18 protein-coding genes are annotated in these 26,308 nt (G+C 61.5%); 13 read left to right on the top strand and 5 right to left on the bottom strand.

Translation table 11 applies throughout. The features are described 5' to 3' along the window. The first annotated feature begins 5 nt into the window (after positions 1-5). The 6 genes from hisS (at position 6) to R3355_RS02440 (ending at position 6,820) form a co-directional block, all read left to right on the top strand. Positions 6-1,295, top strand: coding sequence for a histidine--tRNA ligase (gene hisS, locus R3355_RS02465; RefSeq protein ID WP_318959907.1), 1,290 nt, complete (start codon positions 6-8; stop codon positions 1,293-1,295). Between the two features lie 36 nt (positions 1,296-1,331). Further along, positions 1,332-1,976 carry a tetratricopeptide repeat protein gene (locus tag R3355_RS02460; RefSeq protein ID WP_318959906.1) on the top strand — a complete coding sequence of 215 codons (645 nt, stop codon included), beginning with the start codon at positions 1,332-1,334 and terminating at the stop codon, positions 1,974-1,976. After that, entirely contained in the window at positions 1,969-3,120 is a 1,152-nt protein-coding gene (bamB, locus tag R3355_RS02455) for an outer membrane protein assembly factor BamB (protein ID WP_318959905.1), read from the top strand. The genes R3355_RS02460 and bamB overlap by 8 nt, the downstream gene beginning before the upstream one ends. A gap of 128 nt (positions 3,121-3,248) precedes the next feature. Further along, a complete protein-coding gene (der, locus tag R3355_RS02450; RefSeq protein ID WP_318947701.1) occupies positions 3,249-4,721 on the top strand; it encodes a ribosome biogenesis GTPase Der in 1,473 nt (490 codons plus the stop codon). A 121-nt stretch (positions 4,722-4,842) separates the two neighbouring features. Continuing rightward, on the top strand, positions 4,843-5,991 hold the full coding sequence (locus tag R3355_RS02445) for a pyridoxal phosphate-dependent aminotransferase (RefSeq protein ID WP_318959904.1): 1,149 nt from the start codon (positions 4,843-4,845) through the stop codon (positions 5,989-5,991). Between the two features lie 46 nt (positions 5,992-6,037). Next, entirely contained in the window at positions 6,038-6,820 is a 783-nt protein-coding gene (locus R3355_RS02440; RefSeq protein ID WP_318959903.1) for an amidohydrolase, read from the top strand. 82 nt (positions 6,821-6,902) lie between these two features. Here R3355_RS02440 and leuA read toward each other — a convergent pair whose 3' ends face one another. Together leuA and R3355_RS02430 are read right to left on the bottom strand one after the other, a co-directional pair. Next, the gene (leuA, locus tag R3355_RS02435; protein ID WP_318959902.1) at positions 6,903-8,573 is read right to left on the bottom strand and encodes a 2-isopropylmalate synthase; all 1,671 of its coding nucleotides are present in this window, start codon (positions 8,571-8,573) and stop codon (positions 6,903-6,905) included. A gap of 329 nt (positions 8,574-8,902) precedes the next feature. Beyond that, positions 8,903-10,147: a mechanosensitive ion channel family protein gene (locus tag R3355_RS02430; RefSeq protein WP_318959901.1), complete on the bottom strand. Its 1,245-nt coding sequence runs from the start codon at positions 10,145-10,147 to the stop codon at positions 8,903-8,905. A gap of 268 nt (positions 10,148-10,415) precedes the next feature. Between R3355_RS02430 and R3355_RS02425 the strand changes: the two genes are divergently transcribed. Together R3355_RS02425 and R3355_RS02420 are read left to right on the top strand one after the other, a co-directional pair. Further along, entirely contained in the window at positions 10,416-10,769 is a 354-nt protein-coding gene (locus tag R3355_RS02425; protein ID WP_318959900.1) for a DUF6491 family protein, read from the top strand. After that, the gene (locus tag R3355_RS02420; RefSeq protein WP_318959899.1) at positions 10,769-11,311 is read left to right on the top strand and encodes a hydrolase; all 543 of its coding nucleotides are present in this window, start codon (positions 10,769-10,771) and stop codon (positions 11,309-11,311) included. Before R3355_RS02425 ends, R3355_RS02420 begins: the two co-directional genes overlap by 1 nt. 82 nt (positions 11,312-11,393) lie before the next feature. Here R3355_RS02420 and R3355_RS02415 read toward each other — a convergent pair whose 3' ends face one another. Both R3355_RS02415 and xseA read right to left on the bottom strand, forming a co-directional pair. Beyond that, entirely contained in the window at positions 11,394-12,218 is an 825-nt protein-coding gene (locus R3355_RS02415) for a peptidoglycan DD-metalloendopeptidase family protein (RefSeq protein ID WP_318959898.1), read from the bottom strand. Between the two features lie 59 nt (positions 12,219-12,277). Then, positions 12,278-13,657, bottom strand: a complete 1,380-nt coding sequence (xseA, locus tag R3355_RS02410; protein WP_318959936.1) for an exodeoxyribonuclease VII large subunit — start codon at positions 13,655-13,657, stop codon at positions 12,278-12,280. Positions 13,658-13,790: 133 nt separating this feature from the next. On the opposite strand from xseA, the gene R3355_RS02405 reads away from it, so the two are divergent. Next, entirely contained in the window at positions 13,791-14,342 is a 552-nt protein-coding gene (locus tag R3355_RS02405; RefSeq protein ID WP_318959897.1) for a sugar ABC transporter ATPase, read from the top strand. Between the two features lie 38 nt (positions 14,343-14,380). On the opposite strand, the gene R3355_RS02400 is transcribed toward R3355_RS02405, so the two are convergent. After that, positions 14,381-16,516 (bottom strand): TonB-dependent siderophore receptor, encoded by a 2,136-nt coding sequence (locus R3355_RS02400; protein WP_318959896.1) that lies wholly within the window; start codon positions 16,514-16,516, stop codon positions 14,381-14,383. 169 nt (positions 16,517-16,685) lie between these two features. On the opposite strand from R3355_RS02400, the gene guaB reads away from it, so the two are divergent. The 4 genes from guaB (at position 16,686) to R3355_RS02380 (ending at position 26,295) form a co-directional block, all read left to right on the top strand. Further along, positions 16,686-18,155 carry an IMP dehydrogenase gene (gene guaB, locus R3355_RS02395; RefSeq protein ID WP_318947719.1) on the top strand — a complete coding sequence of 490 codons (1,470 nt, stop codon included), beginning with the start codon at positions 16,686-16,688 and terminating at the stop codon, positions 18,153-18,155. A gap of 269 nt (positions 18,156-18,424) precedes the next feature. Continuing rightward, entirely contained in the window at positions 18,425-20,005 is a 1,581-nt protein-coding gene (guaA, locus tag R3355_RS02390; RefSeq protein ID WP_318959895.1) for a glutamine-hydrolyzing GMP synthase, read from the top strand. Between the two features lie 145 nt (positions 20,006-20,150). Further along, complete coding sequence (locus tag R3355_RS02385) at positions 20,151-24,776, top strand: ATP-binding protein (protein WP_318959894.1); 4,626 nt, start codon at positions 20,151-20,153, stop codon at positions 24,774-24,776. A gap of 148 nt (positions 24,777-24,924) precedes the next feature. Then, complete coding sequence (locus R3355_RS02380; RefSeq protein ID WP_318959893.1) at positions 24,925-26,295, top strand: multicopper oxidase family protein; 1,371 nt, start codon at positions 24,925-24,927, stop codon at positions 26,293-26,295. Positions 26,296-26,308: the final 13 nt, after the last annotated feature.

The raw sequence follows: 26,308 nt of genomic DNA, 5'->3' as shown, positions 1-26,308 counted from the left end.
ATGAATTGAGCAAGTCCTTGCAAGCCATTCGTGGCATGAACGATACCCTGCCCGAGCAGACCCCGCTTTGGCGTTACTTCGAAGACAGCGTGGCGCGCCTGCTGGATGGCTATGGCTATCGGCAGATCCGCATGCCGATCGTCGAGTTCACCGAGCTGTTCAAGCGCTCGATCGGTGAAGTGACCGACATCGTCGAAAAAGAGATGTACACCTTCGAGGATCGCAACGGTGATTCCCTGACCCTGCGTCCGGAAGGCACTGCCGCTTGCGTGCGGGCCGTGCTCGAGCATGGCCTGGCCGGTGGCGGGCAAACCCAGAAACTCTGGTACATCGGGCCGATGTTCCGTCATGAGCGTCCGCAGAAGGGACGCTACCGCCAGTTCCACCAGATCGGTGTCGAAGTCTTCAATATCGATGGTCCGGATATCGACGCCGAACTGATCATCTTGACCTGGCGCCTCTGGGGCCTGCTCGGTATTCGCGATGCGGTCACCCTGGAGCTGAACAGCCTGGGCACCAGTGCAGCGCGCGCGGTCTACCGCGAGGCTCTGGTCGAGTACCTCACGACCCACGCCGAGCGGCTCGATGAAGACAGTCGTCGGCGCATGACCAGCAATCCGCTACGGGTGCTCGATAGCAAGTCGCCTGAAACCCAGGCGCTGCTGGCCGATGCGCCGAAGATGGCGGATTATCTGGACGACGAGTCGCGGGTGCACTTCGACGGCCTGAAGGCACGGCTGGATGCGGCGGGCATTCCTTATGTGATCAACCCCAAACTGGTGCGTGGCCTGGATTATTACAGCAAGACTGTGTTCGAGTGGGTCACCGACCAGCTCGGTGCCCAGGGCACTGTCTGCGCCGGTGGTCGCTACGATGGCCTGGTCGAGCAAATGGGCGGCAAACCGACGCCGGGTGTGGGCTTCGCCATGGGTATCGAGCGCCTGGTGCTGCTGATCGAAACCCTGGATAAAGTGCCGGCAGCAATCGCCCGGCAGGTCGATGTCTACCTGTGTGCTTTGGGTGAGCCGGCGGAATTGGCGGCCTTGACCCTGGCCGAACGCCTGCGCGATCAGCTGCCGGGTCTGCGCTTGCAGGTCAATGCCGGCTCGGGCAGCTTCAAGAGTCAATTGAAGAAGGCCGACAAGAGCGGCGCGCTTTACGCCTTGGTCATGGGTGAAGACGAACTGGCCCAGCAAGTGGTAGGTTGCAAGCCGCTGCGGGGCCAGGGTGAACAACAAAGTATCGCCTGGGCGGCATTGGCCGACCATTTGGCGACCTGCGCCTTGCAGGCTTGACGGCTGTTAAGCGATTTAGCGAATAGGAGTATCTGGGTGGTTTCGCGTACCGATGATGAAGAGCTGGCGGTAATCAAGGACTGGTGGCAGCGCAACGGCAAGCCATTGCTCACCGGTAGCGTATTGGCGCTGGTGGTGGTGTTTGGCTGGCAGGGCTGGCAAAAGTACCAGGCCAACCAGGCTCATGGCGCTTCGATGGTTTATCAGCAACTGCTGGAAACCGCGTTGAACCCGAGTGGCCAGCCTGACCCGGCCAAGGTCGCCGAACTGGCCGGCAGGCTCAAGAGCGATTTTGCCGACAGTCACTATGCCCAGTACGGCAGCCTGTTCGTCGCCAAGGTAGCGGTCGAGTCCGGCAGGCTGGATGACGCTGCGACCGAGTTGCAGGCGATTGTCGACAAGCCGGTGGATGACACCCTGGCTGAGTTGGCCCGCCAGCGTCTGGCCCGTGTTCTGGCTGCGCAGGATAAGGATGAAGAGGCGCTCAAGCTGCTCGAGGGCGATGCCGATCAGGCCTATCTCGCCAGCCGTGAAGAACTCAGAGGCGACCTGTTGGTGAAATTGGGTCGCAGCGATGACGCCTATGCCGCCTATGTGAAAGCCAAGGCAGCGCTTGCCGAAGAGGCCGCTGTGGGTGGCTTGCAAATGAAGCTCGACGATTTGGCCAAAGGGGATGTGTGACGTGATGCGTTGGAAAAATGCCGCACTGCTGGCCCTGGCCGTTTTGGCTGTGGGTTGCAGCAGCAACAGTAAAAAGGAATTACCGCCCGCCGATCTGCCTGACTTCGAAGAAGAAGTGGTATTGCAGAAAGAGTGGAGCCGCTCGATCGGTGAAGGTCAGGGCAAAACCTTCAACATGTTGGTGCCCGCTGTCGACGGTGACAGCATCTACGCGGCCGATGTCGAAGGTCTGGTCATGGCGCTCGAACGCATGACCGGCAAGGTGATCTGGAAGCAAGACCTGGATCTGCCGGTTTCGGGTGCCGTCGGTGCCGGTTACGGCCTGGTGGTTGTCGGCACGCTGAAGGGCGAGATCGTTGCCCTCGATGCCAGCTCCGGTGAGGAGAAGTGGCGCGCGCGGGTGACCAGTGAAGTGCTGGCAGCCCCGGCGATCAATGGCGATATCGTGCTGGTGCAGACCCAGGACGATCGTCTGATTGCCCTGGATGCCGACACCGGCAGCCAGCGCTGGATCTTTGAAAGCACCCCGGCAGTCCTGACCCTGCGTGGCACCAGCAGCCCGGTGCTGACCAACCGTCTGGCGATCGCCGGCCTGTCCAGTGGCAAGGTGATTGCCCTCGATGCCCAGCGCGGTCTTCCGGTTTGGGAACAGCGCGTGGCGATTCCGCAAGGGCGCTCCGAGCTTGAGCGCGTGGTGGACATCGACGGCGGCGTACTGCTGTCGGGTGGCAACCTGTATGTGGTGAGCTTCCAGGGGCGTGTCGCTGCGCTGGATATGGAAAGCGGGCGAGTGCTGTGGCAACGCGAAGCTTCCAGTTCGGTGGGTGTGGCCCAGGGCTTCGGCAACGTCTATGTCAGCCTGGCCAACGGTACGGTAGAAGGCATCGACGAACGTTCCTCCTCGGCGTTGTGGAGCAACGATGCACTGGCTCGTCGTCAACTGTCGGCGCCGGAAGTGGTCTCCAGCTACATAGCCGTCGGCGACCTGGAAGGCTACCTGCACCTGATCAGTCAGGTAGATGGGCGTTTCGTCGGCCGCGAGCGCATCGACAGCGATGGTCTGCGTGCTCGTCCGCTGGTGGTCGGAGGCTGGCTGTATGCATTCGGTAACGGTGGCAAACTGGTCGCGCTGACCGTCAAGTGAACCACTGCTAGCGGGCCTGGTTATGCTGCACGGCAAGGCTGTGCAGCTGGCCGTTTCGCCCTGTGAATTCCGGCCGCTGCCCCTGCAGCGGCTTTTGTATTTTCTGAAATAACGAAGTGGAGAGCCTAATGGTTCCCGTAATTGCCCTGGTGGGCCGCCCGAACGTCGGCAAGTCCACCCTATTCAACCGCTTGACCAAAAGCCGCGACGCGATTGTCGGCGACCTGTCCGGTCTGACCCGAGATCGCCAATACGGCGAGGCCAAGTGGCAGGGGCGAACCTATATCGTCATCGACACCGGCGGTATTTCCGGTGACGAAGAGGGTATCGACGCGAAGATGGCCGAGCAGTCGCTGCACGCCATCGAAGAAGCCGATGCCGTGCTGTTCATGGTCGATGCCCGTGCCGGTTTGTCGGCCTCGGATCAGATGATCGGCGAGCACCTGCGCAAGCGCAACAAGCACAGCTTTCTGGTGATCAACAAGGTCGACAATATCGACCCCGACCTGGCGCGCGCCGAGTTCGCCTCCATGGGCATGGGCGAGTCCCTGGCGATTGCCGGCGCCCACGGCCGCGGCATCACCCAGATGCTCGAAGCCGTGCTGGGCTCCTTCCCCAAGGATGAGACCGAGCCGGCAGAGGGCGAGGAAGAAGAGATCGTCCTCGAAGGTCAGGAGGCCAAGCGCATTCCCGGCCCGAGCGAGAAGGACGGGATCAAGCTGGCGATCATCGGCCGGCCCAACGTCGGCAAGTCGACCCTGGTCAACCGCATGCTCGGTGAAGACCGGGTCATCGTCTATGACCAGGCCGGCACCACCCGCGACAGCATCTATATTCCGTTCGAGCGCGATGGCGAGAAGTACACCCTGATCGATACCGCCGGCGTGCGCCGGCGCGGCAAGATCTTCGAGGCGGTGGAAAAGTTCTCGGTGGTCAAGACCCTCCAGGCCATCCAGGACTCCAACGTCGTGGTGTTCGTCATGGATGCCCGCGAAGGGGTGGTCGACCACGACCTCAACCTGCTCGGCTTCGTCCTGGAAAGCGGTCGCTCCCTGGTCATCGCCCTGAACAAGTGGGACGGCATGGAGCCCAGCGAGCGCGACTACGTGAAGACCGAGCTGCAACGCCGGTTGTTCTTCGTCGACTTCGCCGACATCCATTTCATCTCGGCCTTGCACGGCACCGGCGTCGGTCACCTGTACAAATCGGTACAGGAATCGTTCAAGTCGGCCATCACCCGCTGGCCGACCAACCGCCTGACCCAGATTCTCGAAGACGCGGTCGGCGATCACGCGCCGCCCATGGTCAACAACCGCCGGATCAAGTTGCGCTACGCCCACCTCGGTGGCGCCAACCCGCCGCTGATCGTGATCCACGGCAACCAGGTCGATGCGGTACCCAAGTCCTATGTGCGCTACCTGGAAAACACCTACAGGCGCGTGCTCAAGCTGGTCGGTACGCCGATCCGCATCGAGTTCAAGGGTGGCGAGAACCCCTACGAGGGCAACAAGAACACCCTCACCGATCGTCAGGTGAACAAGAAGCGCCGCTTGATGAGTCACCACAAGAAGGCCGAGAAGAAGCGCAAGGATAAGCGCTAGGCTTGCTGGGCAACGCTCTATAGAGGCACCTTCGGGTGCCTTTTGCCTTTCTGGGGGTTGGGCTATCCTGCCGCATCAGTAGCGCTCATGCTCGGCGCTTGGTCCAGGGATATCGTCATCGATGATCATCAGCAAACTGCCTAACGTGGGCACCACCATCTTCACCCGCATGTCGCAGCTGGCTGTGGAAACCGGCGCGCTCAACCTGTCCCAGGGGTTTCCCGACTTCGATGGTCCGCAGGCCTTGCGTGAGGCGGTCGGCCGGCACATTGCCGCCGGCCATAACCAGTACGCGCCCATGACCGGCCTGCCGGCGTTGCGCGAACAGGTCGCGGCGAAGATCGCGCGCAGCTACGGCTGTTTGGTCGATGCCGACAGCGAAGTGACCATCACCCCGGGGGCGACTCAGGCGATCTTCTGTGCGATCCAGGCGCTGATCCGGCCAGGCGACGAGGTCATCGTCTTCGACCCCTGTTACGACAGCTACGAACCCTCGGTCGAACTGGCCGGTGGCCGCTGCGTGCATGTGCCGCTGGCGCTACCGGACTTCGCCATCGATTGGCAACGCCTGGGCGATGCCCTGAGCGACAGGACCCGGCTGATCATCCTCAACAGCCCGCACAATCCCAGTGGCGCGCTGATCCCGGCGGCCGAGCTGGACCGCTTGGCGGCGCTGATCCGCGAGCGCGATATCTACCTGATCAGCGACGAAGTCTATGAACACCTGGTGTTCGACGGGGTCAGGCATGCCAGCGTGCTGGCCCATGAGGAGCTGTACCAACGCGCCTTCGTGGTCAGCTCGTTCGGCAAGACCTACCACGTCACTGGCTGGAAGACCGGCTACGTGGTGGCGCCGCCTTTGCTTTCCGCCGAGCTGCGCAAGGTCCATCAGTACGTCAGCTTCTGCGGCGTCACCCCGCTACAGTGGGCGCTGGCCGACTTTATGGCCGAGCATCCCGAGCATGTCGAAGAGCTGCCGGCCTTCTACCAGGCCAAGCGCGACTTGTTCTGCGATCTGTTGGCGGGTTCGCGCTTCAGTTTCAGCCGCGCCGCCGGCAGCTACTTCCAGTTGGTCGACTATTCATTGATTCGCCCAGACTTGGACGACCTGGCCATGGCCGAATGGCTGACCCGCGCGCATGGCGTGGCGGCCATCCCGGTGTCGGTGTTTTACCAGCAGCCGCCCAAGGATCTGCGCCTGGTGCGTTTGTGTTTCGCCAAGCGCGAGGAAACCCTGGCGCAGGCGGCGGAAAAACTATGCGCGGTGTAGCTGCGAACTTATTAGCGCCTGTACGGTGAGCTGCAGTGGAGTCCAGATGAACGATAAACCCGACCTCGAACTGGCGCTGATCCAGAGCGAGCTGGCCTGGCAGGATCCGGCGGCCAATCGCGCGCACTTCGAAACCCTGCTGGAGCAGGCCCGCGGTGCCGACCTGGTGGTGCTGCCGGAGATGTTCAGCACCGGCTTTTCCATGGACTCGGCCGCTCTGGCCGAACCGGAAAACGGCCCGACCAGCATGTGGTTGAGCGAGCAGGCCAAGCGCATCGATGCGGTGGTGACCGGCAGCCTGATCATCCAGGCGGCCGACGGTTCATACCGCAACCGTCTGCTCTGGGCGCGACCGGATGGCAGCCTGGCGCATTACGACAAGCGCCACCTGTTTCGCATGGCCGGCGAACACAAGCACTACGCGGCGGGTGAAGAGCAGCTGCTGCTGGAACTGAAGGGCTGGCGCATCCGCCCGCTGATCTGCTACGACCTGCGTTTCCCGGTCTGGAGCCGTGACCCGCATTCCACCGACCTGTTGCTGTATACCGCCAACTGGCCGGCGGCGCGGCGTCAGCACTGGAACCGCCTGCTGCCGGCACGGGCGATCGAAAACCTCTGTTATGTGGCGGCGGTGAACCGCATCGGTCAGGACGGCAAGGGCCATGCCTACAGCGGCGACTCCCAGGTGCTGGATTTCCAAGGCGACAGCCTGCTGCAGGCGGGTGACGCGCCCGGGGTGTTGCGGGTGCTGCTGTCGGCGGCGCAGTTGGCCGCCTATCGCCAGCGTTTCCCGGCTGATCGGGATGCCGACCCTTTCGTATTGACGTAGCCCGGATGCAATCCGGGCTACGTCTACACCCTATAAAAAAGAACGCCGGGCAATGCCCGGCGTTTTGCTGTTGCGGTCTGCGTCAGGCCGCCTGCGCCTCGGCCTGGGCCAGGGCGCGGTTCAGGGCGCTGAACAGGGCGCGGAAGCTCGCCGTGGTCAGGTTCTCGTCGATGCCGACGCCATGCAGGGCGCGGCCGCCGTTGACCCGCAGCTCGATATAGGCCGCGGCCTTGGCGTAGGTGCCGGCGCCGATGGCGTGCTCGCTGTAGTCCATGATCTCCACGGTCACCGGCAAGCCGGCGACCAGGGCTTCCAGCGGGCCCTTGCCGATGCCGCGCCAGTGCTGGCTTTCGCCTTCGCTGACAACTTCCACGTCCACCGCGCTGGTGCCGTTCTCTTCCTGCAGGCGGTGGCCTTTCAGCGCGTAGGGCGTGGTGGCCTGCAGGTATTCGCGGTCGAGCAACTGGTGGATCTGAGCGGCGCTCATTTCCAGGCCGAGGCGGTCGGTTTCCTTCTGCACCACCTGGCTGAATTCGATCTGCATGCGCCGCGGCAGGCAGATGCCGTATTCCTGTTCCAGCAGGTAGGTGATGCCGCCCTTGCCCGACTGGCTGTTGACCCGGATCACCGCCTCGTAGCTGCGGCCGATATCGGCCGGGTCGATCGGCAGGTAGGGCACTTCCCAGATGCCGTTCGGGTCCTGCTGGCTGAAGCCCTTGCGGATCGCGTCCTGGTGCGAGCCGGAGAACGCGGTGTGCACCAGGTCGCCGACATAGGGGTGGCGCGGGTGCACGGGCAGCTGGTTGCACTCCTCGACCACCTTGCGCACGTTGTCGATGTCGGAGAAGTCCAGGCCGGGGTGGATGCCCTGGGTGTAGAGGTTCAGCGCCAAGTTGACCAGGTCGACGTTGCCGGTGCGCTCGCCGTTGCCGAACAGGCAGCCTTCGACGCGGTCGGCGCCGGCCATCAGGCCCAGCTCGCTGGCGGCCACGCCGGTGCCGCGGTCGTTGTGGGTGTGCAGGCTGATCAGCACGCTGTCGCGGCGGCTGATATGACGGCCGAACCACTCGATCTGGTCGGCGTAGACATTCGGCGTGGCCACTTCCACGGTGGCCGGCAGGTTGAGGATCGCCTTGTTGTCCGGGGTCGGTTGCCACACGTCCAGCACCGCATCGCAGACTTCCACGGCGAACTCCAGCTCGGTGGAGGTGAAGATCTCCGGCGAGTACTGGAAGGTCCAGCGGGTCTGCGGCTGCTGTTCGGCGAGGTTCTTGATGATCCGCGCGGCATTCACCGCGATAGCGACTACCCCGGCCTTGTCCTGGTTGAAGACGATGCGGCGGAAGCTCGGCGCAGTGGCATTGTAGACGTGGACGATGGCCTGCTTGGCGCCCTTGAGCGATTCGAAGGTGCGGCTGATCAGGTCTTCGCGGGCCTGGGTCAGGACCTGGATGCAGGTGTCATCGGGGATATGGCCGTCTTCGATCAGGGTGCGCACGAAATCGAAGTCGGTCTGCGAGGCGGAGGGGAAGCCCACTTCGATCTGCTTGACGCCGACCTGCACCAGGGTCTTGAAGAAGCGCAGCTTCTTCGCCGCGTCCATCGGCTCGATCAGCGACTGGTTGCCGTCGCGCAGGTCCGAGCTGCACCAGATCGGCACCTCGGTGATGGTCTTCGACGGCCAGGTGCGGTCGGGCAGGTCGATGGCCGGGAAGGCGCGGTATTTGCTGGACGGGTCTTTGAGCATGCTCATCTGAAGTTCCTTTTAGCTATGGTCGCAAGCGGCGGGCCGGGCTGAATCTGAGAAATGGGACGGGGCGTTGGCGTAAGGAATCAGCCACGCAGTCGCTGGCCGACCAGGCAGAGGTTGGCGTGTTGGCGCAGCAGAAAGAGGCGGTGGTTAGCGTTCATGGCGTCAACCCTAACCAGGGTGGATAAAGCTGGCAAGCATTGCTGAAAAATTGGTGATATAGCGCGTGTAACTTGCTGATATGGTTTTTTATTGCGTGGTGGCGGGCCAGAATTTGCATTGATTGCGCGGGGTGACTGCGCTCGCCCGCGAAGCGCAATCACACCGACACATCAGGCCGGTGCCCCGCCATGCCATGCACGCAGGTCGGCGCCGCTGGGGTGCTGGAACACCCGCAGGCCGAACTCGGGGAGGATCGCCAGCAGGTGGTCGAAGATATCCGACTGGATGCTCTCGTAGCTGGCCCAGGCGATGGTGTTGGTGAAGCAATACAGCTGCAGCGGCAGTCCGTCGGCCGTCGGGCTGAGCTGGCGCACCAGTTGGGTCATGTCCTGGTGGATCTGCGGATGCTGGCGCAGGTACTGCTCCACATAGGCGCGGAAGGTGCCGATATTGGTGATGCGGCGGGTATTGGCCGGCTCCTGGCCGTCTTCGGCCAGGGCACTGTTCCAGCTGAGCAGCTCGCTGTGCTTGTGCTGGAGATACTGCCTGAGCAGGCTGATGCGCTGCAGGCGGGCGATTTCCTCCGGGTTGAGGAAGCCGACGCTGCTCTGGTCCAGGTACAGGCTGCGCATGATCCGCCGGCCACCGCACTCCTGCATGCCGCGCCAGTTCTTGAACGGGTCGCTGATAAAGCGCTTGGTCGGGATGCTGGTGATGGTCTTGTCCCAGTTCTGCACCGTGACCGTGTGCAGGGCGATGTCGATCACGTCGCCATCGGCATTCAGTTGCGGCATCTCGATCCAGTCGCCGACCCGGATGATGTCGCTGGAAGAGATCTGCACGCTGGCCACCAGGGACAGCAGGGTGTCCTGGAAGATCAGCATCAGCACCGCGGCCATGGCGCCGAGGCCGGAGAGCAGGATCAGCGGTGAACGGTCGATCAGGGTGGCGACCATGAAGATTGCGGCGATGACGAACAGGCCGATCTTCAGCACCTGCAGGTAACCCTTGATGGGCCGCAGGTTAGCGTCGTTGCGCAGTCGGTAGAGGGTGTTGGCGATATCCAGGAGGATGCTCAGGGCCAGGGCAACGGTCAGCACGATAAAGGCGCTGCAGACGTTGCGTGTCACGCTGACCAGGCTTTCCGGAAGGTCGGGGATCAGGCCCACGCCGGCGCTGATCAGCAGTGCCGGGACGATGTTGGCCAGGCGCTTGATCAGCTCGTTATCCAGGTTCTGCGCATTACGCCCCAGAGCCGTGGCGTCGAGCAGGCGGCACAGGCCGCGCACGAGAATGCGCTTGACCACCCAGTTGCCAAGCCAGGCGGCGAGCAGCAACAGGGCCAGGCTGATCAATGTGTGCAGTTCGGGGTAGCGTTCAAGCCATTCCAGGGTGATGGCGAGTTGCTGCTTCATATCGCTCCTCATGTGCTTCGGTGGATTGCCGTGTATTTCTGGAGCCGAGAGTCGGGCGTAATCTGTTTCTATGCGCGAAGGTTGCGGAACGAGGCCAGGGCGTACCTTAACAAACGACTGGTTGGTCAAGCGACGCGATATTTCTCAAGGACTTATAGCCAGGGGGCGCTGCAATAACCTCGGCTCTTGCGCATGTGGGTCATTGCCTGCTCGGGTCTGGCAGGCCGTTTGGCCGGCGGATCCTGCTGTCAGCCGGGAGGTGACTCATGTGCAAACCGAAAACCTTGGGCATCCTGTGGTGAGCGCGCTGCTGCTCGCCGCCTGCAGCCAGCAGCCGCTACGCGACGAGTCGTTGCGGTGGGAAGAGCGCCTGGCCACGCTGGGCTACCACCAGGGCGAACCCGTCAAGTCGGTGTGGTACGTCGATGTCCACGCTTGGCAGTATCTCGATAAACCGCATATGGTGCTGGGGTCGGGCCGGGACGCGCTGATCTGGTTGGCAATATCTACCGGCTGGAAAAGCTGCCGAGGCTCAAGGCAACGGCCAGTTGAACCTGTGTCGGAGAAGGCGTTGAGCCGACTGCGCGGTTGTCGTGACCTGCCAATGAAGAGGGACTGTTGATGCGAATCAAAGCCGAGACGTCGACCCTGCTCATCATCGATATTCAGGCGCGCCTGTTCCCGGTCATCGATGACTGCCAGGCGCTGGCCGACAATGCCCTGTGGCTGCAGCAGGTGGCGCAGCGCATCGGCGTGCCCGTGCTGCTCACCGAGCAGTACAGCAAGGGTCTGGGGCAGACGATCCCGGCCTTGCGCGCTGGCCACCAACCTGCGGCCATCATCGAGAAGCTGCACTTTTCCGCGGTCAGCGAAGGCGAGCTGTTCACCCGGCTTGGCGGTGAGCGGTCGCAGTTTGTGGTCTGCGGCAGCGAAGCCCATGTCTGCGTGCTGCAGACCGTGCTCGACCTGCTCGCCGCGGGCCGGCGGGTCTTCGTGGTGGCGGAGGCGGTCGGCTCGCGCAAGGCCTCGGACAAGGCGCTGGCCCTGGCCCGCATGCAGCAGGCGGGTGCCAGCATAGTGTCACGTGAAATGGTGGCCTTCGAATGGCTGGAGCAGGCCGGCAGTGAACTGTTCCGCGAAGTGAGCAAGGCATTTATTCGCTGACGCCCGCCGGCATGGCCCGGCCTGCGCACACGACGGGCAGGTTAAGGCCTATGCCCACTCATGCATCGCCCTCCCGCCAGGTTCAGGGCTTGAACGCGCCGATAAAGATCGCCGGGTCGATGCGCGCGTCGTTCAGGCTGACGTTCCAGTGCAGATGCGGCCCGGTGGCTCGGCCGGTGGCGCCGACCTTGCCGAGCACGCCGCCGCGCGGCAGTTCGTCGCCGACCTTCACGCCGATCTCCGACAGGTGGCAGAACATGCTGATCAGGCCCTGACCGTGGTCGACGAACACCGTCTTGCCGTTGAAGAAGTAGTCGCCGGTGAGGATCACCCTGCCGGCCGCGGGCGCTTTGATCGGGGTGCCGTGGTTGGCGGCGAAGTCCAGACCCGAGTGCGGATTGCGCTCCTCGCCATTGAAGAAGCGGCGCAGGCCGAAGGGGCTGGACAGCGGGCCGTTGACCGGCTTGTCGAACAGCAGGTTGCTCGGCTGGCGGGCGCTGAACTGCTGGTAGGCGCGGGTCTGCTCGGCCAGCTCGCGCCGGATGCGCTTGAGGTTGGCGGCGTTGGGATTGACCTGCTGCTGGTTCTTGATGGTGATGCGCTGCTCGACATAGTGCTTACTGGCGACCTGGAAACTCAGGGTCTGACTGCCGTTGACCTGGATCTGCTGGCTGCCGGGTTTGCTGCTCAGGGGCAGGCCGACGATGGCGATCCAGCGCTGGCCGTCCTCGTGGATCACCAGCAGCGGTTTGCCCTGGTAGCTGGCGCTGGGTGCAGTGGTGCCGGCGCCGAGATCGACCACGGCGACGCCGCCGGGCACCGGTTTGTGCAGCAGGCGGCTGATAAAGCCTTCGGCGTGAGCGGGCAGGGCGAGGCAGAGGGCGACTAGCAAGACAATTAAACGCATGGGCTATCCAGGGGGGGCGTGGAACTGTTCCACCGGTTAACGGTGATACGGCATTCAGGTTAATCCAGCAACGACAGGGTCGTCGGTTGTATATGGTTGTCCTCGACCCGCACATCCAGCTCGCCCTCGGCCAGCCGCGCTTTCAGGCGCTGGCCGGTGTGGGTGTCGGCGGCGCGGCGCACGGCCCTGCCGTGCTCGTCGAGGAGGATGCTGTAGCCGCGGCCGAGGGTGGCCAGCGGGCTGACCGCCTGCAGGGTCTGCACCTGGCTTTGCAGCAGCAGGCGGCGTTGCTTCAGGCCTTCACGCATGGCTCGGGGCAGGCGTTCGGCGAGGCTGCCGAGGCGCTGGCGCAACAGCTGCAACATGCGTTCGGGATGCTGGCCGGTCAGGCGGGTTTGCAGGCGTGCCAGGCGCTCGCGGCGGGTGTTCAGTTGGCGTTCGAAGGCGCGCGCCAGACGCATTTCCAGATCATCCAGGCGCTGGGCGTGCTGGCGCAGGCGTTCGCCGGGGTGACGCAGGCGCCGGGTCAGGCCGTCCAGGCGCAGGCGTTCGCGCTCCAGGCGGTTGTGCATGCGCATGACCAGGCGGCGCTGCAGGCTGTGCAGGCGCTGCACCAGCTCGCTGGCGTCGGGGGCCAGCAGTTCGGCGGCGGCCGAGGGGGTTGGCGCGCGTACGTCGGCGACGAAATCGCAGATGGACACGTCGGTTTCGTGGCCCACGGCGCAGACGATCGGCGTGAGGCAGGCCGCCACCGCGCGGGCCACGGCTTCTTCGTTGAAGCACCAGAGGTCTTCCAGGGAGCCACCACCGCGGGCCAGGATCAGCGCATCGAAGCCCTGGCGATCGGCCAGTTGCAGGGCACGGATGATCTGGCCGCTGGCCTCGCGGCCTTGCACGGCGGTGGGGATCAGGGTCAGGGCGACTTGCGGGGCGCGGCGGCGGAACACGCTGATGATGTCGCGAATCACCGCGCCGGTCGGCGAACTGACGATGCCGATGCGCCTGGGGTGGGCCGGCAGAGCGACTTTGCGTTCGGTGGCGAACAGGCCCTCGGCGCCGAGTTTTTCCTTCAGGGCTTCGAAGGCCAGGCGCAGGGCGCCGTCGCCGGCCGGTTCGACGCTGTCGAGAATCAACTGGTAATCGCCGCGCCCTTCGAACAGCGAGACCTTGCCGCGCACCTTGACCGCCAGGCCGTCGCGCAGCGCCTGACGCACCCGCGCGGCGTTTTGTCGGAACAGTGCGCAGCGCACCTGGGCCTGACTATCTTTAAGGGTGAAGTAGATATGCCCGGAAGCCGGCTTGGCCAGGTTGGAAATTTCCCCCTCGACCCAGATGCTGGAAAATACATCCTCCAGCAGCAGGCGCGCGCGGTTGTTGAGCTGGCTGACGCTGAGCACTTCACGGTCGAGGTTCAGGCGTTGGAACGGGTCTTTGATCATGTGCGGCATGATAAAGGCTTTGCCGGGTCCACCATAGGGTGAGAGTCGCGTAGCGCGGATGAGGGCTATTTGCCTTGACCGCTGGGCAACGGTCATTAAGCTGCGCGGCTTTCAGTCAGTTCGAGGGGGCGCCATGCGCGAACAGCAAGCCATCATAGTGCCGAAAATCTCCAGCTTCCCCGGGCATGAAGCCAGGGCGCGGGCGATTGTGCGCTGGCTGGTGCAGCAGGATATTGTTGCCGAGCGGCAGACCACCTGCGGTCGCACGTTCAACAAGATGGCCTATGGCATTGCCCCGGGCGCCCGGCAGGTGGTCGAGCAGCCGCAGTTATTACCTTTCGGTCAGCCGGTCAATGGCCTGGAAATCGTCTACAAACGCTGCATCTTTACCCCGCTGCACGACTTCCTTGAGGAGGCCGGTTGTCCGCAATGCCGTAAGGAAGTTGGCGTGGAACTGTTCGATCGCCTGGAGGAATGGATGCCCGGCCATACCGACACCTTCGTCTGCCCGCTATGCGGACACGAAGACGACATCAATGGCTTTCTGTTTCTCCAGCCCTGCGGCTTTTCCAATCTGGGCTTCATCTTCAACAACTGGGCCGAGGCGGTTTTCAAGCAGAGCTTTCTCGATGAATTCGCCGAGCGTCTGGGCTATCCCGCTTCGTTGGTGCGCGTCGATCTTTGAGGGGACTCGTCCTTGAGCCAAGGTGGTGCTGGGGGCGGTTAGAAATCGACGCTGGCCGACAGGCGCAGTTCGCGTGGCTCGCCGACGGCAATGCGCAGGCTGCCGCCGCTGGATGGGTAGTACTGTTTGTCGAACAGGTTGTTGGCGTTGAGTTGCAGCCTGGTTTTCTCGCCGAGCAGTTGCGTGGTTTCCCAGGAGACGAAGGCGTCGGCCACGGTGTAGCTGTCCAGCCAGGCCTGGTTGCTGTTATCCACCGCACGTTTGCCCACGTAGCGGGCGCCGGCACCGGCACGCCAGGCGCCGAACCGGGCGGGGATGGCGAGGTCGTGGGTGAGGTAGAGGCTGCCGATATGGCGAGCGGCATTGACCAGCTGGTTGCCCCGGTTGTCCGGGTCGTCGAGGATTTCCGTGTCGGTGTAGGCATAGCTGGCGATCATGTTCCAGCGCTCGGCGATGCGCCCGCCGAAATCCACTTCGACACCGTGTGAACCAACCGTGCCGGCAGCCTGATCCTCACCGTTGAGGGTCACCACTACGTTGTTTTTCTCGATGTCGAAGAGCGCGATGTTGGCGCTGAGGTTCGGCGTGAAGTCGATCTTCGCGCCGATTTCGCGGCTGACGCCTTCCTCCGGCTTATAGGCTGCGGCGTCGGCCAGGCTGTCCGACTGGTTGGGCCTGAAGGACTTGCTGTAGTTGGCGTAGAGCGAGACGTGCTGGTTGAGGGCATAGACCAGGCCGGCAAAGGGCAGGAATTTCTCGCCATTGTCGTCCAGTCCCCGCGTGTAGTCGCTGTCGCGGCCTTGGTCGAGGAATTGCTCGTAGTGCTGATAGCGCCCGCCCAGTACCAGAATCCACTGCTGGTTCAGGTGCCAGTTGTCCTTGGCATAGAGCGAGGTGGAATGCACCTCGTCGCGGCGGTCGCTCTGGGTGGTGCTCAGTTGGCTGGGTTCGGCAAGGCTGCCATAGACCGGGTTGTAGATATTCAGGCTGTCGTTGTTGCTGGTGCCACGCAAGGTGTCGCCACGGAAGTTGTCGACGCGCTCGTTGTCGATGCCCACCAGCAGGTCGTGCCGCTGGCTGAACAGGCGGGTATTGCCGAGCCAGTCCCAGGCCAGGTACTGCACGTCGTTGTCGTATTCGGCGCCGTTGGCGCGGCGGCGCAGGGTGCCCGTGGTGGCGAGGTTGGGCTGGCCGGCGGTGGGTATGGCTTCGGCGAAGTCATATTTTTCCTGATTCCAGCTATAGCTCAAACGGGTTTTCCAGTCCGGGTTCAACTGGTATTCCATGCGCGCGTTGAATAGCTGGTCGATGCCGCTGCTCTTCGCCCAGGGTTCGCCGAACTGCTGGTGGTACCTGGTATCGGCTATGCGGTTGTCGATCAGCACGGTGCCGCGATCCACCGGGGCGGAAAATTCCTTGTACTGGTAGCTCAGGTCGATCCGCAGGTCGGCGCCGGTCCAGCTCAAGGACGGAGCGATCAGGCTATGTTCGTCGCTGCCGTAGTTGCGCCAGTAGTCTGCATGTTGGCGCTCGGCGATCAGTCGATAGGCGAAACCGTTGTCGCCCAGCGGGCCGGTGCTGTCGAACGAGAGGTTGCCGCCGCCGAAACTGGTGTGTTCGCCCGCCACTGTGGTGTGGCTCCTGTATTCGGGTTTCCTGCTGATCACATTGATCAGTCCGCCCGGTTCCAGGGCGCCGTAGAGCAGCGAGGCCGGGCCCTTGAGCACTTCGACGCGCTCGCTGGTGGCGTCGAAGTTGCGCGACATATTGCTGCGCACGCCATCGCGCAGAATCGAACCGTCGGTGTTATTGCCGAAGCCACGTTTGACGAACCCGTCCTGGGTGCCGGCCAGGGTGTTGCTCTGGGTCATACCGCTGACGAACTTCATGGCGTCGTCCAGCGAGCGAACCTGGTAGTCCTCGATCGTCTGGGGCGTTACCACTTGCACCGATTGGGCCTCCTCCCTGAGCGGCACCGAAGATTTACTGGCGGTGCTGGCGGTTCTCGCCTGGTAGCCCTGTTCGCTGGTGCGAGGCGCGACGATTTCCTGGCTGGGCAGTTGCAATTGCGCCGCGGCCTGTTCCGCCAGCGATTGGCCGGCGGGCAAGAGGCTGAGGACAAACAGGGCGGTTTTTCGGCCGAATAAGGCGGGGTTTTGGCGGGAGGAGGGCATTGGTGTCTCGAATGCGGATGTTTTTGAGAATCATTATTCTATGCGTATTGTTCCTCTTACGGATAGCGAGCTGAAATGCCTGTGCACGCAAGGCATTCTTTGCATTGAGTGGGATAGCTCTGCTGGGTATAATGGCGCGCTTCCAATTTCCCGTCCGGGAGCCCCCGCCATGCTGCGTATCAGTCAAGAAGCTCTTACCTTCGACGACGTTCTACTTATTCCAGGTTATTCCGAAGTTCTGCCGAAGGATGTCAGCCTCAAAACGCGCCTGACCCGTGGCATCGAACTGAATATTCCGTTGCTCTCTGCTGCCATGGATACCGTGACTGAAGCCCGTCTGGCGATTGCTATGGCTCAGGAAGGCGGCATCGGTATCATCCACAAGAACATGACCGTCGAGCAGCAGGCGCTCGAGGTGCGCAAGGTCAAGCGTTACGAATCCGGCGTGGTCAAGGACCCGATCACCATCGAGGCCGATGCCACTGTGGGTGACCTGTTCGACCTGACCCGGCAGAACAACATTTCCGGCGTGCCGGTGCTGCACCACGGTGATCTGGTCGGCATCGTCACCTCGCGTGACGTGCGTTTCGAGACCAACATGAGCGCCAAGGTGCGCGACGTGATGACGCCCAAAGAGCGTCTGGTCACGGTCAAGGAAGGCGAAGACACCCAGGTGGTGCGCAAGCTGCTGCACAAGCACCGCATCGAGCGCGTGCTGATCGTCGATGATCAGTTCCGCCTCAGGGGCATGATGACTGTCAACGACATCGAGAAAGCCAAGGCCTACCCGTTGGCCAGCAAGGACGACCAGGGTCGTCTGCGTGTCGGCGCTGCGGTCGGCACCGGTGCCGATACCGAAGACCGGGTTGCCGCGCTGGCGGCGGCAGGTGTCGATGTGATCATCGTCGACACCGCCCACGGTCACTCCAAAGGCGTGATCGACCGTGTGCGCTGGGTCAAGCAGAACTTCCCTGATGTGCAGGTGATCGGCGGCAACATCGCCACCGGCGATGCCGCCAGGGCCCTGGTCGAGGCTGGCGCCGATGCGGTCAAGGTCGGTATCGGCCCGGGTTCGATCTGCACCACCCGCATCGTCGCCGGGGTGGGTGTGCCGCAGATTTCCGCCGTGGCCAATGTCGCCGCCGCGCTGGAAGGCACCGGCGTTCCGCTGATCGCCGATGGTGGTATCCGCTTCTCCGGTGACCTGTCCAAGGCCGTCGTTGCGGGTGCCTCCTGCGTCATGATCGGTTCGATGCTGGCCGGTACCGAAGAGGCGCCGGGCGAGGTCGAGTTGTTCCAGGGGCGTTCCTACAAGGCATATCGTGGCATGGGTTCGCTGGGCGCCATGTCCCAGGCCCAGGGCTCCTCGGATCGTTACTTTCAGGACTCCTCCGCCGGTGCCGAGAAGCTGGTGCCCGAAGGCATCGAAGGTCGCGTGCCCTACAAGGGTTCCATGGGCGCCATCGTCCATCAGTTGATGGGTGGCCTGCGCGCCTCCATGGGCTACACGGGTTGCGCCAACATTGAGGAAATGCGCACCAAACCGCAGTTCGTGCGCATCACCGGTGCCGGCATGGCCGAGTCCCATGTGCACGATGTGCAGATCACCAAGGAGGCGCCGAACTACCGGGTCGGCTGAAAAATCGATTTGCCGCTGCTGCGCTTGTGCCAGCGTTGTTGGAGAGAAACTTGACACTGGCTTGCCAGTGAACGTCCGAAGGACGGCCCGAAAGGGCGAATGGAGTGAGTAAATGCTCATTTGCTACAGCAAACTCCGCTTTCTCGTCTCTCTCCGCCGAGCTGGCCCTGCGCTCGCGACGTGGCAAATCGATTTTTGAAAAATATCTAGTCACGGGGCTGTTCGATTCAGCCCCGTGTCATTTGTGAATTCCGCTACGAGAGACGGCCATGGCTCATCCTGACATTCACGCCCACCGCATCCTGATCCTGGATTTCGGTTCGCAGTACACCCAACTGATCGCCCGCCGTGTGCGCGAGATTGGCGTGTATTGCGAGTTGCACCCCTTCGACATGAGCGACGAAGACATCCGCGCCTTCGCCCCGCGCGGGATTATTCTCGCCGGCGGTCCGGAGTCGGTGCACGAGCTCGATAGCCCGCGCGCACCGCATGCGGTGTTCGACCTCGGCGTGCCGGTACTGGGTATCTGCTACGGCATGCAGACCATGGCCGAGCAGCTCGGCGGCAAGGTGCAGGGCTCGGATGTGCGCGAGTTCGGCTATGCCCGCGTCGACGTGGTCGGCAAGGCCCGTCTGCTCGACGGCATCGAAGACCATATCGATGACGACGGCGTGTTCGGCCTGGACGTGTGGATGAGCCACGGTGACAAGGTCACCGAGCTGCCGGAAGGTTTCCATATTCTCGCCAGCACCCCGAGTTGCCCGATCGCCGGCATGTGCGACGACAAGCGCGGCTACTACGGCGTGCAGTTCCACCCGGAAGTGACCCACACCAAGCAGGGCGGGCGCATCCTCTCGCGTTTCGTCCTGGACATCGCCGGCTGCGAAGCGTTATGGACTGCGTCCAATATCGTTGAAGACGCCATCGCCAGTGTGCGCGCCCAGGTTGGCAGCGCCAATGTCCTGCTGGGTTTGTCCGGCGGGGTCGACTCCTCGGTGGTCGCGGCTTTGCTGCACAAGGCCATCGGCGATCAGCTGACCTGCGTGTTCGTCGACAACGGCCTGTTGCGCTTGCATGAAGGCGAGCAGGTCATGGCCATGTTCGCCGAGAACATGGGGGTCAAGGTGATCCGCGCCAACGCCGAAGAGCAGTTCCTCGGTAATCTGGCCGGCGAAGCCGACCCGGAGAAGAAGCGCAAGATCATCGGTCGTACCTTTATCGATGTATTCGATGCGCAAGCCAGCAAGCTGGACAGCATCAAGTTCCTCGCCCAGGGCACCATCTACCCGGACGTGATCGAGTCGGCCGGTGCCAAGACCGGCAAGGCCCACGTGATCAAGTCGCACCACAACGTCGGCGGCCTGCCCGAGGAAATGAACCTCAAACTGGTCGAGCCATTGCGCGAACTGTTCAAGGACGAAGTGCGGCGTATCGGCCTGGAACTGGGCCTGCCCTACGACATGGTCTACCGCCACCCGTTCCCGGGCCCGGGCCTGGGCGTGCGCATCCTCGGCGAAGTGAAGAAGGAGTACGCGGATATCCTGCGCCGCGCCGACCACATCTTCATCGAAGAGCTGCGCAACTTCGACTGGTACCACAAGACCAGTCAGGCCTTCGTGGTGTTCCAGCCGGTCAAGTCGGTCGGCGTGGTCGGTGACGGCCGCCGTTACGCCTGGGTCGTGGCCCTGCGCGCAGTGGAAACCATCGACTTCATGACCGCGCGCTGGGCGCACCTGCCCTACGAGCTGCTTGAGAAGGTCAGCAACCGCATCATCAACGAGATCGAAGGCATCTCCCGCGTCACCTACGACGTGTCGAGCAAGCCGCCAGCGACTATCGAGTGGGAGTGATCCTGCAGGGTTGAATGAAAAAACCGGCTTCGGCCGGTTTTTTCATGCCTGCGCTAATGGCTTATTCACGTTGGTGAAAAAGCCGCATTGCGTTGGTGGCAGCTACCTGTAGGTAGCTGAAGATCGTCAAACACGGAAGACCTGAATGAAAGCCCTCACAGATGATGAGATTAATGCTGCATATGCTCAAGTCGAAGCTGTGGACGAGGGGCGTGTCGGGCCGGATAGGGCAAATTATCTTGCGCTAACAGATGCTGATTTTGAACTCCTTCTGCACAGCATCTACAAGGAGCGTAAGCCTCCGTCTGCTTGGTATATCAATGTTCGTTTGATGGTCACAGGAGCTGATCAAGGGCGGGATGTTTGGCTCACGAAGGATGAGCAGCCGGTAGGGCTTATTCAGTGCAAGAGGGTCAAGTCCGGTTTCACCTTGCCCGATACTGTTCGTGAGGTGATCAAGTTCCTCCTCAATGCTGTACTTGAGCCGGAGCTTCTGCCTGACGAGAACAACTTCTGTTTTACGCTTGCCCTCGCGTCGGATCCTGCCGGCACAACTACCTGCTTTTTTGAGGCACCGCAGTCCTGGTTTGATGCCAATGAAGCGGAGCTTCCCGGCTTAGTTGCTGATGTCATTAAGAGGTATGACGCATTCTCTGAACTACAGGTCGAGGCTGTCATGCCAGGCATCCGCACGGCCCTGAAGAGCCTGAAATATGAGCTTCTTAGGCCAGTCGACCTCGACGCGTTACTGGAGCGCATCCCTGCTGTCCGTCAGCGGTTTTTCAAAGTCCAACTTGTCGTTGCTGTGGAGGATGCGGGGGCCATGATTGAGGCTCAGTTCGCTGCAGTCGGCTTGGTTTCAAAGAGCATAAAGATATACACCAGAGCTGATATTGAGGACGACATTACCCGCGGGTCACGTGGCCTGGCTGACTGGCCCCAAATGATTTGGGGGCAGCATATAGAACGACCAGAGTTTGACGAACTGATCCAGCGGATCAATCGGCAGCCTGCAGGCTCCACACTGGTAATCGGAGGGGCAGGGACTGGAAAGTCAGCACTTCTCGCTGAAATCTACTGCGTACTCAAAGCTCGCGGCCAGACTGTGCTGGCGATAAAGGCCGACATGCTTAGCCCAGATATTGTGGATTTCGCCGATCTCGCTCGCGATCTTGGTATGTCAGGTGATATCGAGCAGGAGCTTCTCTCGCTGGCGGTTGAAGCCCCGGTTGTACTGATCATCGATCAGCTTGACGCTGTCAGTGAAGTGATGGATCAGAGTTCACAACGCATGCAGGTCTTATTGCGCCTTGCGTCTCGGCTGCAGGAGGCAAAGGGTCAAGAGGGCAATAATCCCCCCATTCATGTCATCGTTTCCTCGCGACCATTTGAGGCGAAGTTCGACGCTCGATTTAGGCTGCTTGATGCGGATGAGTTACTACTATCCCTGCCTCCGTTCGAGCGGATATCCGCACTGCTCGGTGAGCTCGGTATCGACGCAACGGTGGTGCCGGATAGTCTCAAAGAGACTCTTCGTACACCTTTTGCTCTCGGTATATACGTTTATCTTGCCAAATCCGGCTTGAATCCTGCTGATCTGACAGCAGCAAACCTACTTGATCGATGGCTCGACAAGAAACTACCCGCAGGGGTAGGGCGGGCTTCGTGTATGGCGTTTTTGCGCCAGCTTGCAGCTGACATGACACAGCATGAGAGCCTCTGGCGGCCGGCGGCTCACTATGACCCTGACTACAGTGAGATGCTGCGTTGGGCCGAGTCGATTGGCATCGTCATCCGCGAGGATGCCAGCATCGGCTTCAGCCATCAGTCGTGGCTCGATGATTTTCAGGCAAAGACGCTCCGAACCGGAGAAGGGCTGGCTGATTACGCCTGGAGTCGCCAGGAAGGGTTGTTTGCGCGGGGAACAATCTTGCGCGGTCTGGAGCACATGCGCCGGGTTGATGTGGCTTCTTATGAGGTGGCTATTCGCTTGTTGCTGCCAAACCCGAAGACACGCAGACATTTGCGTCATCTTGTGGCGGATTATTTGGCGAGTGCTGATGACCCGAGTGCAGGCGAAATTGCTTGGGTCGATTGGATGGCGCGTAACGATCATGCACTTGCGAATCGGGCATTTAGGCAGGTAGCGATAAGATGGCCGTGCTGGAGATTAGGGTTACTGCCGCTGTTACCTTTCCTTCTGCAGGACGAAAAGCATCGCTGGAATGCGACCATGCTTCTCGTTCGAGAAGTTGCTGAGGACTCGAGCCAAGTTATGGATTTGGTCGAGCGCTATTGGTCGGATGCTTCACATGACGGAGACGTGTTTAGTCTCTGTGAGCGTTCTGGTATTGCGACCGATCGTGCAATCGCCCATGTCCGTAAGATCTTTAGTCGAACGGCGTTGGCAGATTGGGCGATATCCCATTACGCCAAGACTTTGCATGAGAACGGTAATACCCACGTCGCTTTGGATCTCATCTCATTTTGGGCTGAGTCACAGACCGGGGATCGGCACAACGGCATCAAGGTTTATGGTGTTGAAAAGATTGCGGCAGCTGCACCGCTCTACTGTGCCGAACGGCTCCTACCTTGGTTTGTTGGGGTGGCGTCGCGAGAGGTTGGCGATGGGCGGCCAGGGCATCGATATCCGCAATCGATATCTATTCCCTACGATTGGAAATATGACTCTGGCGAGGGGCATTTGACGCTGCTTCTGCGGAGTGTGCTTGAAGAAGCAGCGGTTTCTGATCCGGTAGGAGTGCGCACCTTGCTTGCTACTGTTGTTTCTGTAGAAATTGACGAGGTTCAATCGCTGGTTGCGGATACCCTGGCGGCGAATCCGGTGCTTTTTACTGAGCGTGCGCTCGCGTTTCTCCTCGCCGATCAGCGGCACCTTCATCTAGGTAGTGACATGTTCGACGATGAAAGAGGTGTCGGCCAGATGATCTGTGGCTGGTCGTCAAGTAATCTGATCACCCAGATTATGCCCTACCTTTCTCTCGCTGACATTGAGCGGATTCGCGACTATATCGAGGTCTGGGAGCCTTGGAAGGAGGAGTTACAGGAAGAGCGGGATCCTGCCCTGCGGAGAAAGTTTCTGCGCTGGTCCGAGGAGCGGCGACTGCGTTTGCTCGCCGAGCTACCGGCGCAGAGTTTGACCGCACGTCGTCGTAGGCAGGTTGAGGAGTGGATGGTCAATCAGCCCAAGCTCCAAACAACGCGCAGAGGTCGGACGATGGCGCAGCTCGTTGGGTCACCCATGAGCCACGATCAGATGGCGAAAGCCAGTGACGATGCGATCTTTACCATGCTCGACGAGGTACACGATCATGCTGGCCACCACAGTCACCCGAAAGATTGGATGAAAGGCGGTGTCATTGAGTTGTCTCGGGCTTTTGCCTCGTTCGCAAAATCGTCCTCGGATCGTGCGCTTCGCATCATTCAGCGGTTCCAGCCCGGTCGACACGAACAGGCAGCGGGCGCAGCTATTCGGGAATTGTCAGTGATCGAAGCGGTCAACGCCCCGACGCTTAAGGCGTTGATTTGGGATCTTCATGTCCGCGGTTTCTCTTCGAGCGATTTCTGCCACGATGCTGCCAGTGCTATGGCGGAACTCGCAAAGCGCATGAAAGGGCTTGAAGACCGTGACATCGAACTGCTTCGGAATTGGCTACAGCGTGACCCAAATATGTTGGCCGGAGAGGCAGTACGCCATTCGGAGCTGAACAAATCCAATCGAGAACGAAATGAGAAGCCGGATCAGCGCCCCGAGGCCATATTGTTTGGCCGCGGTGGCGGTATGCACATCCTCCCTCAGCGCAATTTCACGCTGCTGTCAGCGATCGCGGCAGGATATGTCCAACGTGACGGCGTGGATTGTGATGGTTGGCTCGCGGAGTTGGAACTACACATTACTCATCCTGAGGATCCGGAAGTTTGGAGCGCGATCCTTATGTTTCGGTCGCATGAGCTTTGGTGGGCGGACGCTGTCAGAGTCAGCGAACTGATTGAAGCGATTTGGCGAAAATTCCCTGCAGCGTTTGAAGATGCTGCCGTAGTCCAGTCGTTGTGGCGCCTACGTGTTCGCATGCATTTGAGCCTTCAGCAGGAGATAGTTAATTTTTGGCTCGGCCATAACGACCAGAAGCTTAGACAGGTCGGCGGTGAGTTTGCTGCTGCGTGCCAGGTTGTTGACGATTCAGATGTCTGTAATGAGATGGGTGAGATCGTCAAGGCTGTGATGGCTGGGAGTGACATCTATGCCAGGGTTGGCGTTTTGTTCGCGGCTGCAGCGGGATGGCGCGAACCTGATCTCGATATCCGAAGCCGCTCGCACGCCTACCTCATTGCTGTCGCCAGCATTGTCAGTGGATTCGAGGCTCATGCTCTATCTACAGCTGTCGATCGTGGCGAGCGATTGCCTCCCGACGAGATGACGCGAGCCCTGCTGGCTTCTGTTGCAGTAAATATTGATCTGCTCAAAGAGTCGATGGGGCTGCTGTTTGTACGCTCGCTTCAGCACCTGCTGCTTTATCCAGGCTTTGAGATGCTGGTGCTTGAAATCGCAGAGGCTGCAACTGAACTTGCACGTACATCGCCAGAAAGGACCGTTGGAGGGTTGTACGACGGCGAATTTATAGGGCTTGTGATTGCACTTCAGCGCTCACCAATAGAGATAAAAACTCGTGCGATGACGATCTATGAGCGCCTGCTTGACGCTGAGGTTCACGGTGCTGAGGACGCTGCAGCATTTGCCTTACGCCGTTGAGCTGCCCTTGTCGTTTCCGCTGCGGCATCCTGTCCGCTTTTCGGGGTCGTCAGTCCCGTTGTTTAAATGAGAAGATATTGCAATTGGTAGTCCGGCTTAAGTCCGGATTGATATCTTCCCGGATTGCATCCGGGCTACGGGAATCCCTATGTCCTTTACCCGCAGACAAATGCTGGTCGGCCTGGCTGGTCTTGGCGTCGTTGGTCTTGGCGCTGGCGGCGTGCGCTACTGGCTGGGTCGCCCGGAAAACGTGACGACCCACGACTACGAGCTGATCGCCGCACCGCTGGATCTCGAGCTGGTGCCGGGCCATCTCACCCCGGCCTGGGCCTACGGCGGCCAGGCGCCGGGCCTGGAGATTCGCGCCAGGCAGGGCGAGCGTTTGCGCGTGCGCTTTATCAACCGGCTAGAGGTGCCGACCACCATCCACTGGCACGGCATCCGTCTGCCGCTGGCCATGGACGGCGTGCCCTATGTGTCGCAGCTGCCGGTGCTGCCGGGCGAATACTTCGACTACGACTTCATCACCCCCGATGCCGGCAGCTTCTGGTATCACCCGCATACCGCCAGCGGTGAGCAGTTGGGCCGCGGCCTGGTTGGGCCGCTGATTGTCGAGGAGCGTGAACCGAGCGGTTTCCGGTACGAGCGCACCTTGAGCCTGAAAAGCTGGCATATCGACGAGCAGGGCGCATTTACCGAATTCAGCGTGCCGCGCGAAGCGGCGCGTGGCGGCACGCCGGGGCGGCTGAGTACGGTCAATGGCGTGCACGCGCCAACCCTGGAGCTGCCCGCCGGGCAGGTGGTACGCCTGCGCTTGATCAATCTGGATAACACCCTTACCTATCGACTCAATTTGCCGGATAGCGATGCGCGGATTTATGCGCTGGATGGCAACCCGGTCGAGCCGCGGCCGCTGGGCAAGGAGTACTGGCTGGGGCCAGGCATGCGCATCGAGCTGGGACTGAAAGTGCCGAAGGCTGGCGCAGAGATGTCGCTGCGCAACGGCCCATTCCGCCTCGCCACCTTGCGCGCGCAGGCCAATGCCGAGGTTGCGGGTGAGTGGCCGCCGGCACTGCCGGCCAACCCGATTGCCGAGCCGGATCTGGCTTCTGCCGAAACCCTGAGCTTCAACTTCGAATGGGCCGGGGCCGTTTCCGTGGGACTGGCTCAGGGGGCGGCGCACAGCTTCTGGCAGATCAATGGCCAGGCCTGGGATATCAATGACAAGACCTGCGCCGATCGGCCGATTGCCCGCCTGCAGCTGGGCAAGAGCTATGTCTTCGAGCTGCGCAACCTCAGCCAGTATCAGCACCCGATCCACCTGCACGGCATGACCTTCAAGGTGCTGGCCTCGAACCGCAAGCAGATCATTCCCTACTTCACCGACACCTACCTGCTGGGCAAGAACGAGCGCGCGCGGGTGGCGCTGGTCGCCGATAATCCCGGGGTATGGATGTTCCACTGCCATGTGATCGACCATATGGAAACCGGCCTGATGGCCTCCATCGAGGTGGTGTGAATTTTCCGGTAGG

Origin of the sequence: Pseudomonas sp. (genome assembly GCF_033723075.1) — a bacterium.
Lineage (GTDB): Bacteria > Pseudomonadota > Gammaproteobacteria > Pseudomonadales > Pseudomonadaceae > Aquipseudomonas.
This window is presented reverse-complemented; position numbering and strand designations above follow the sequence as displayed.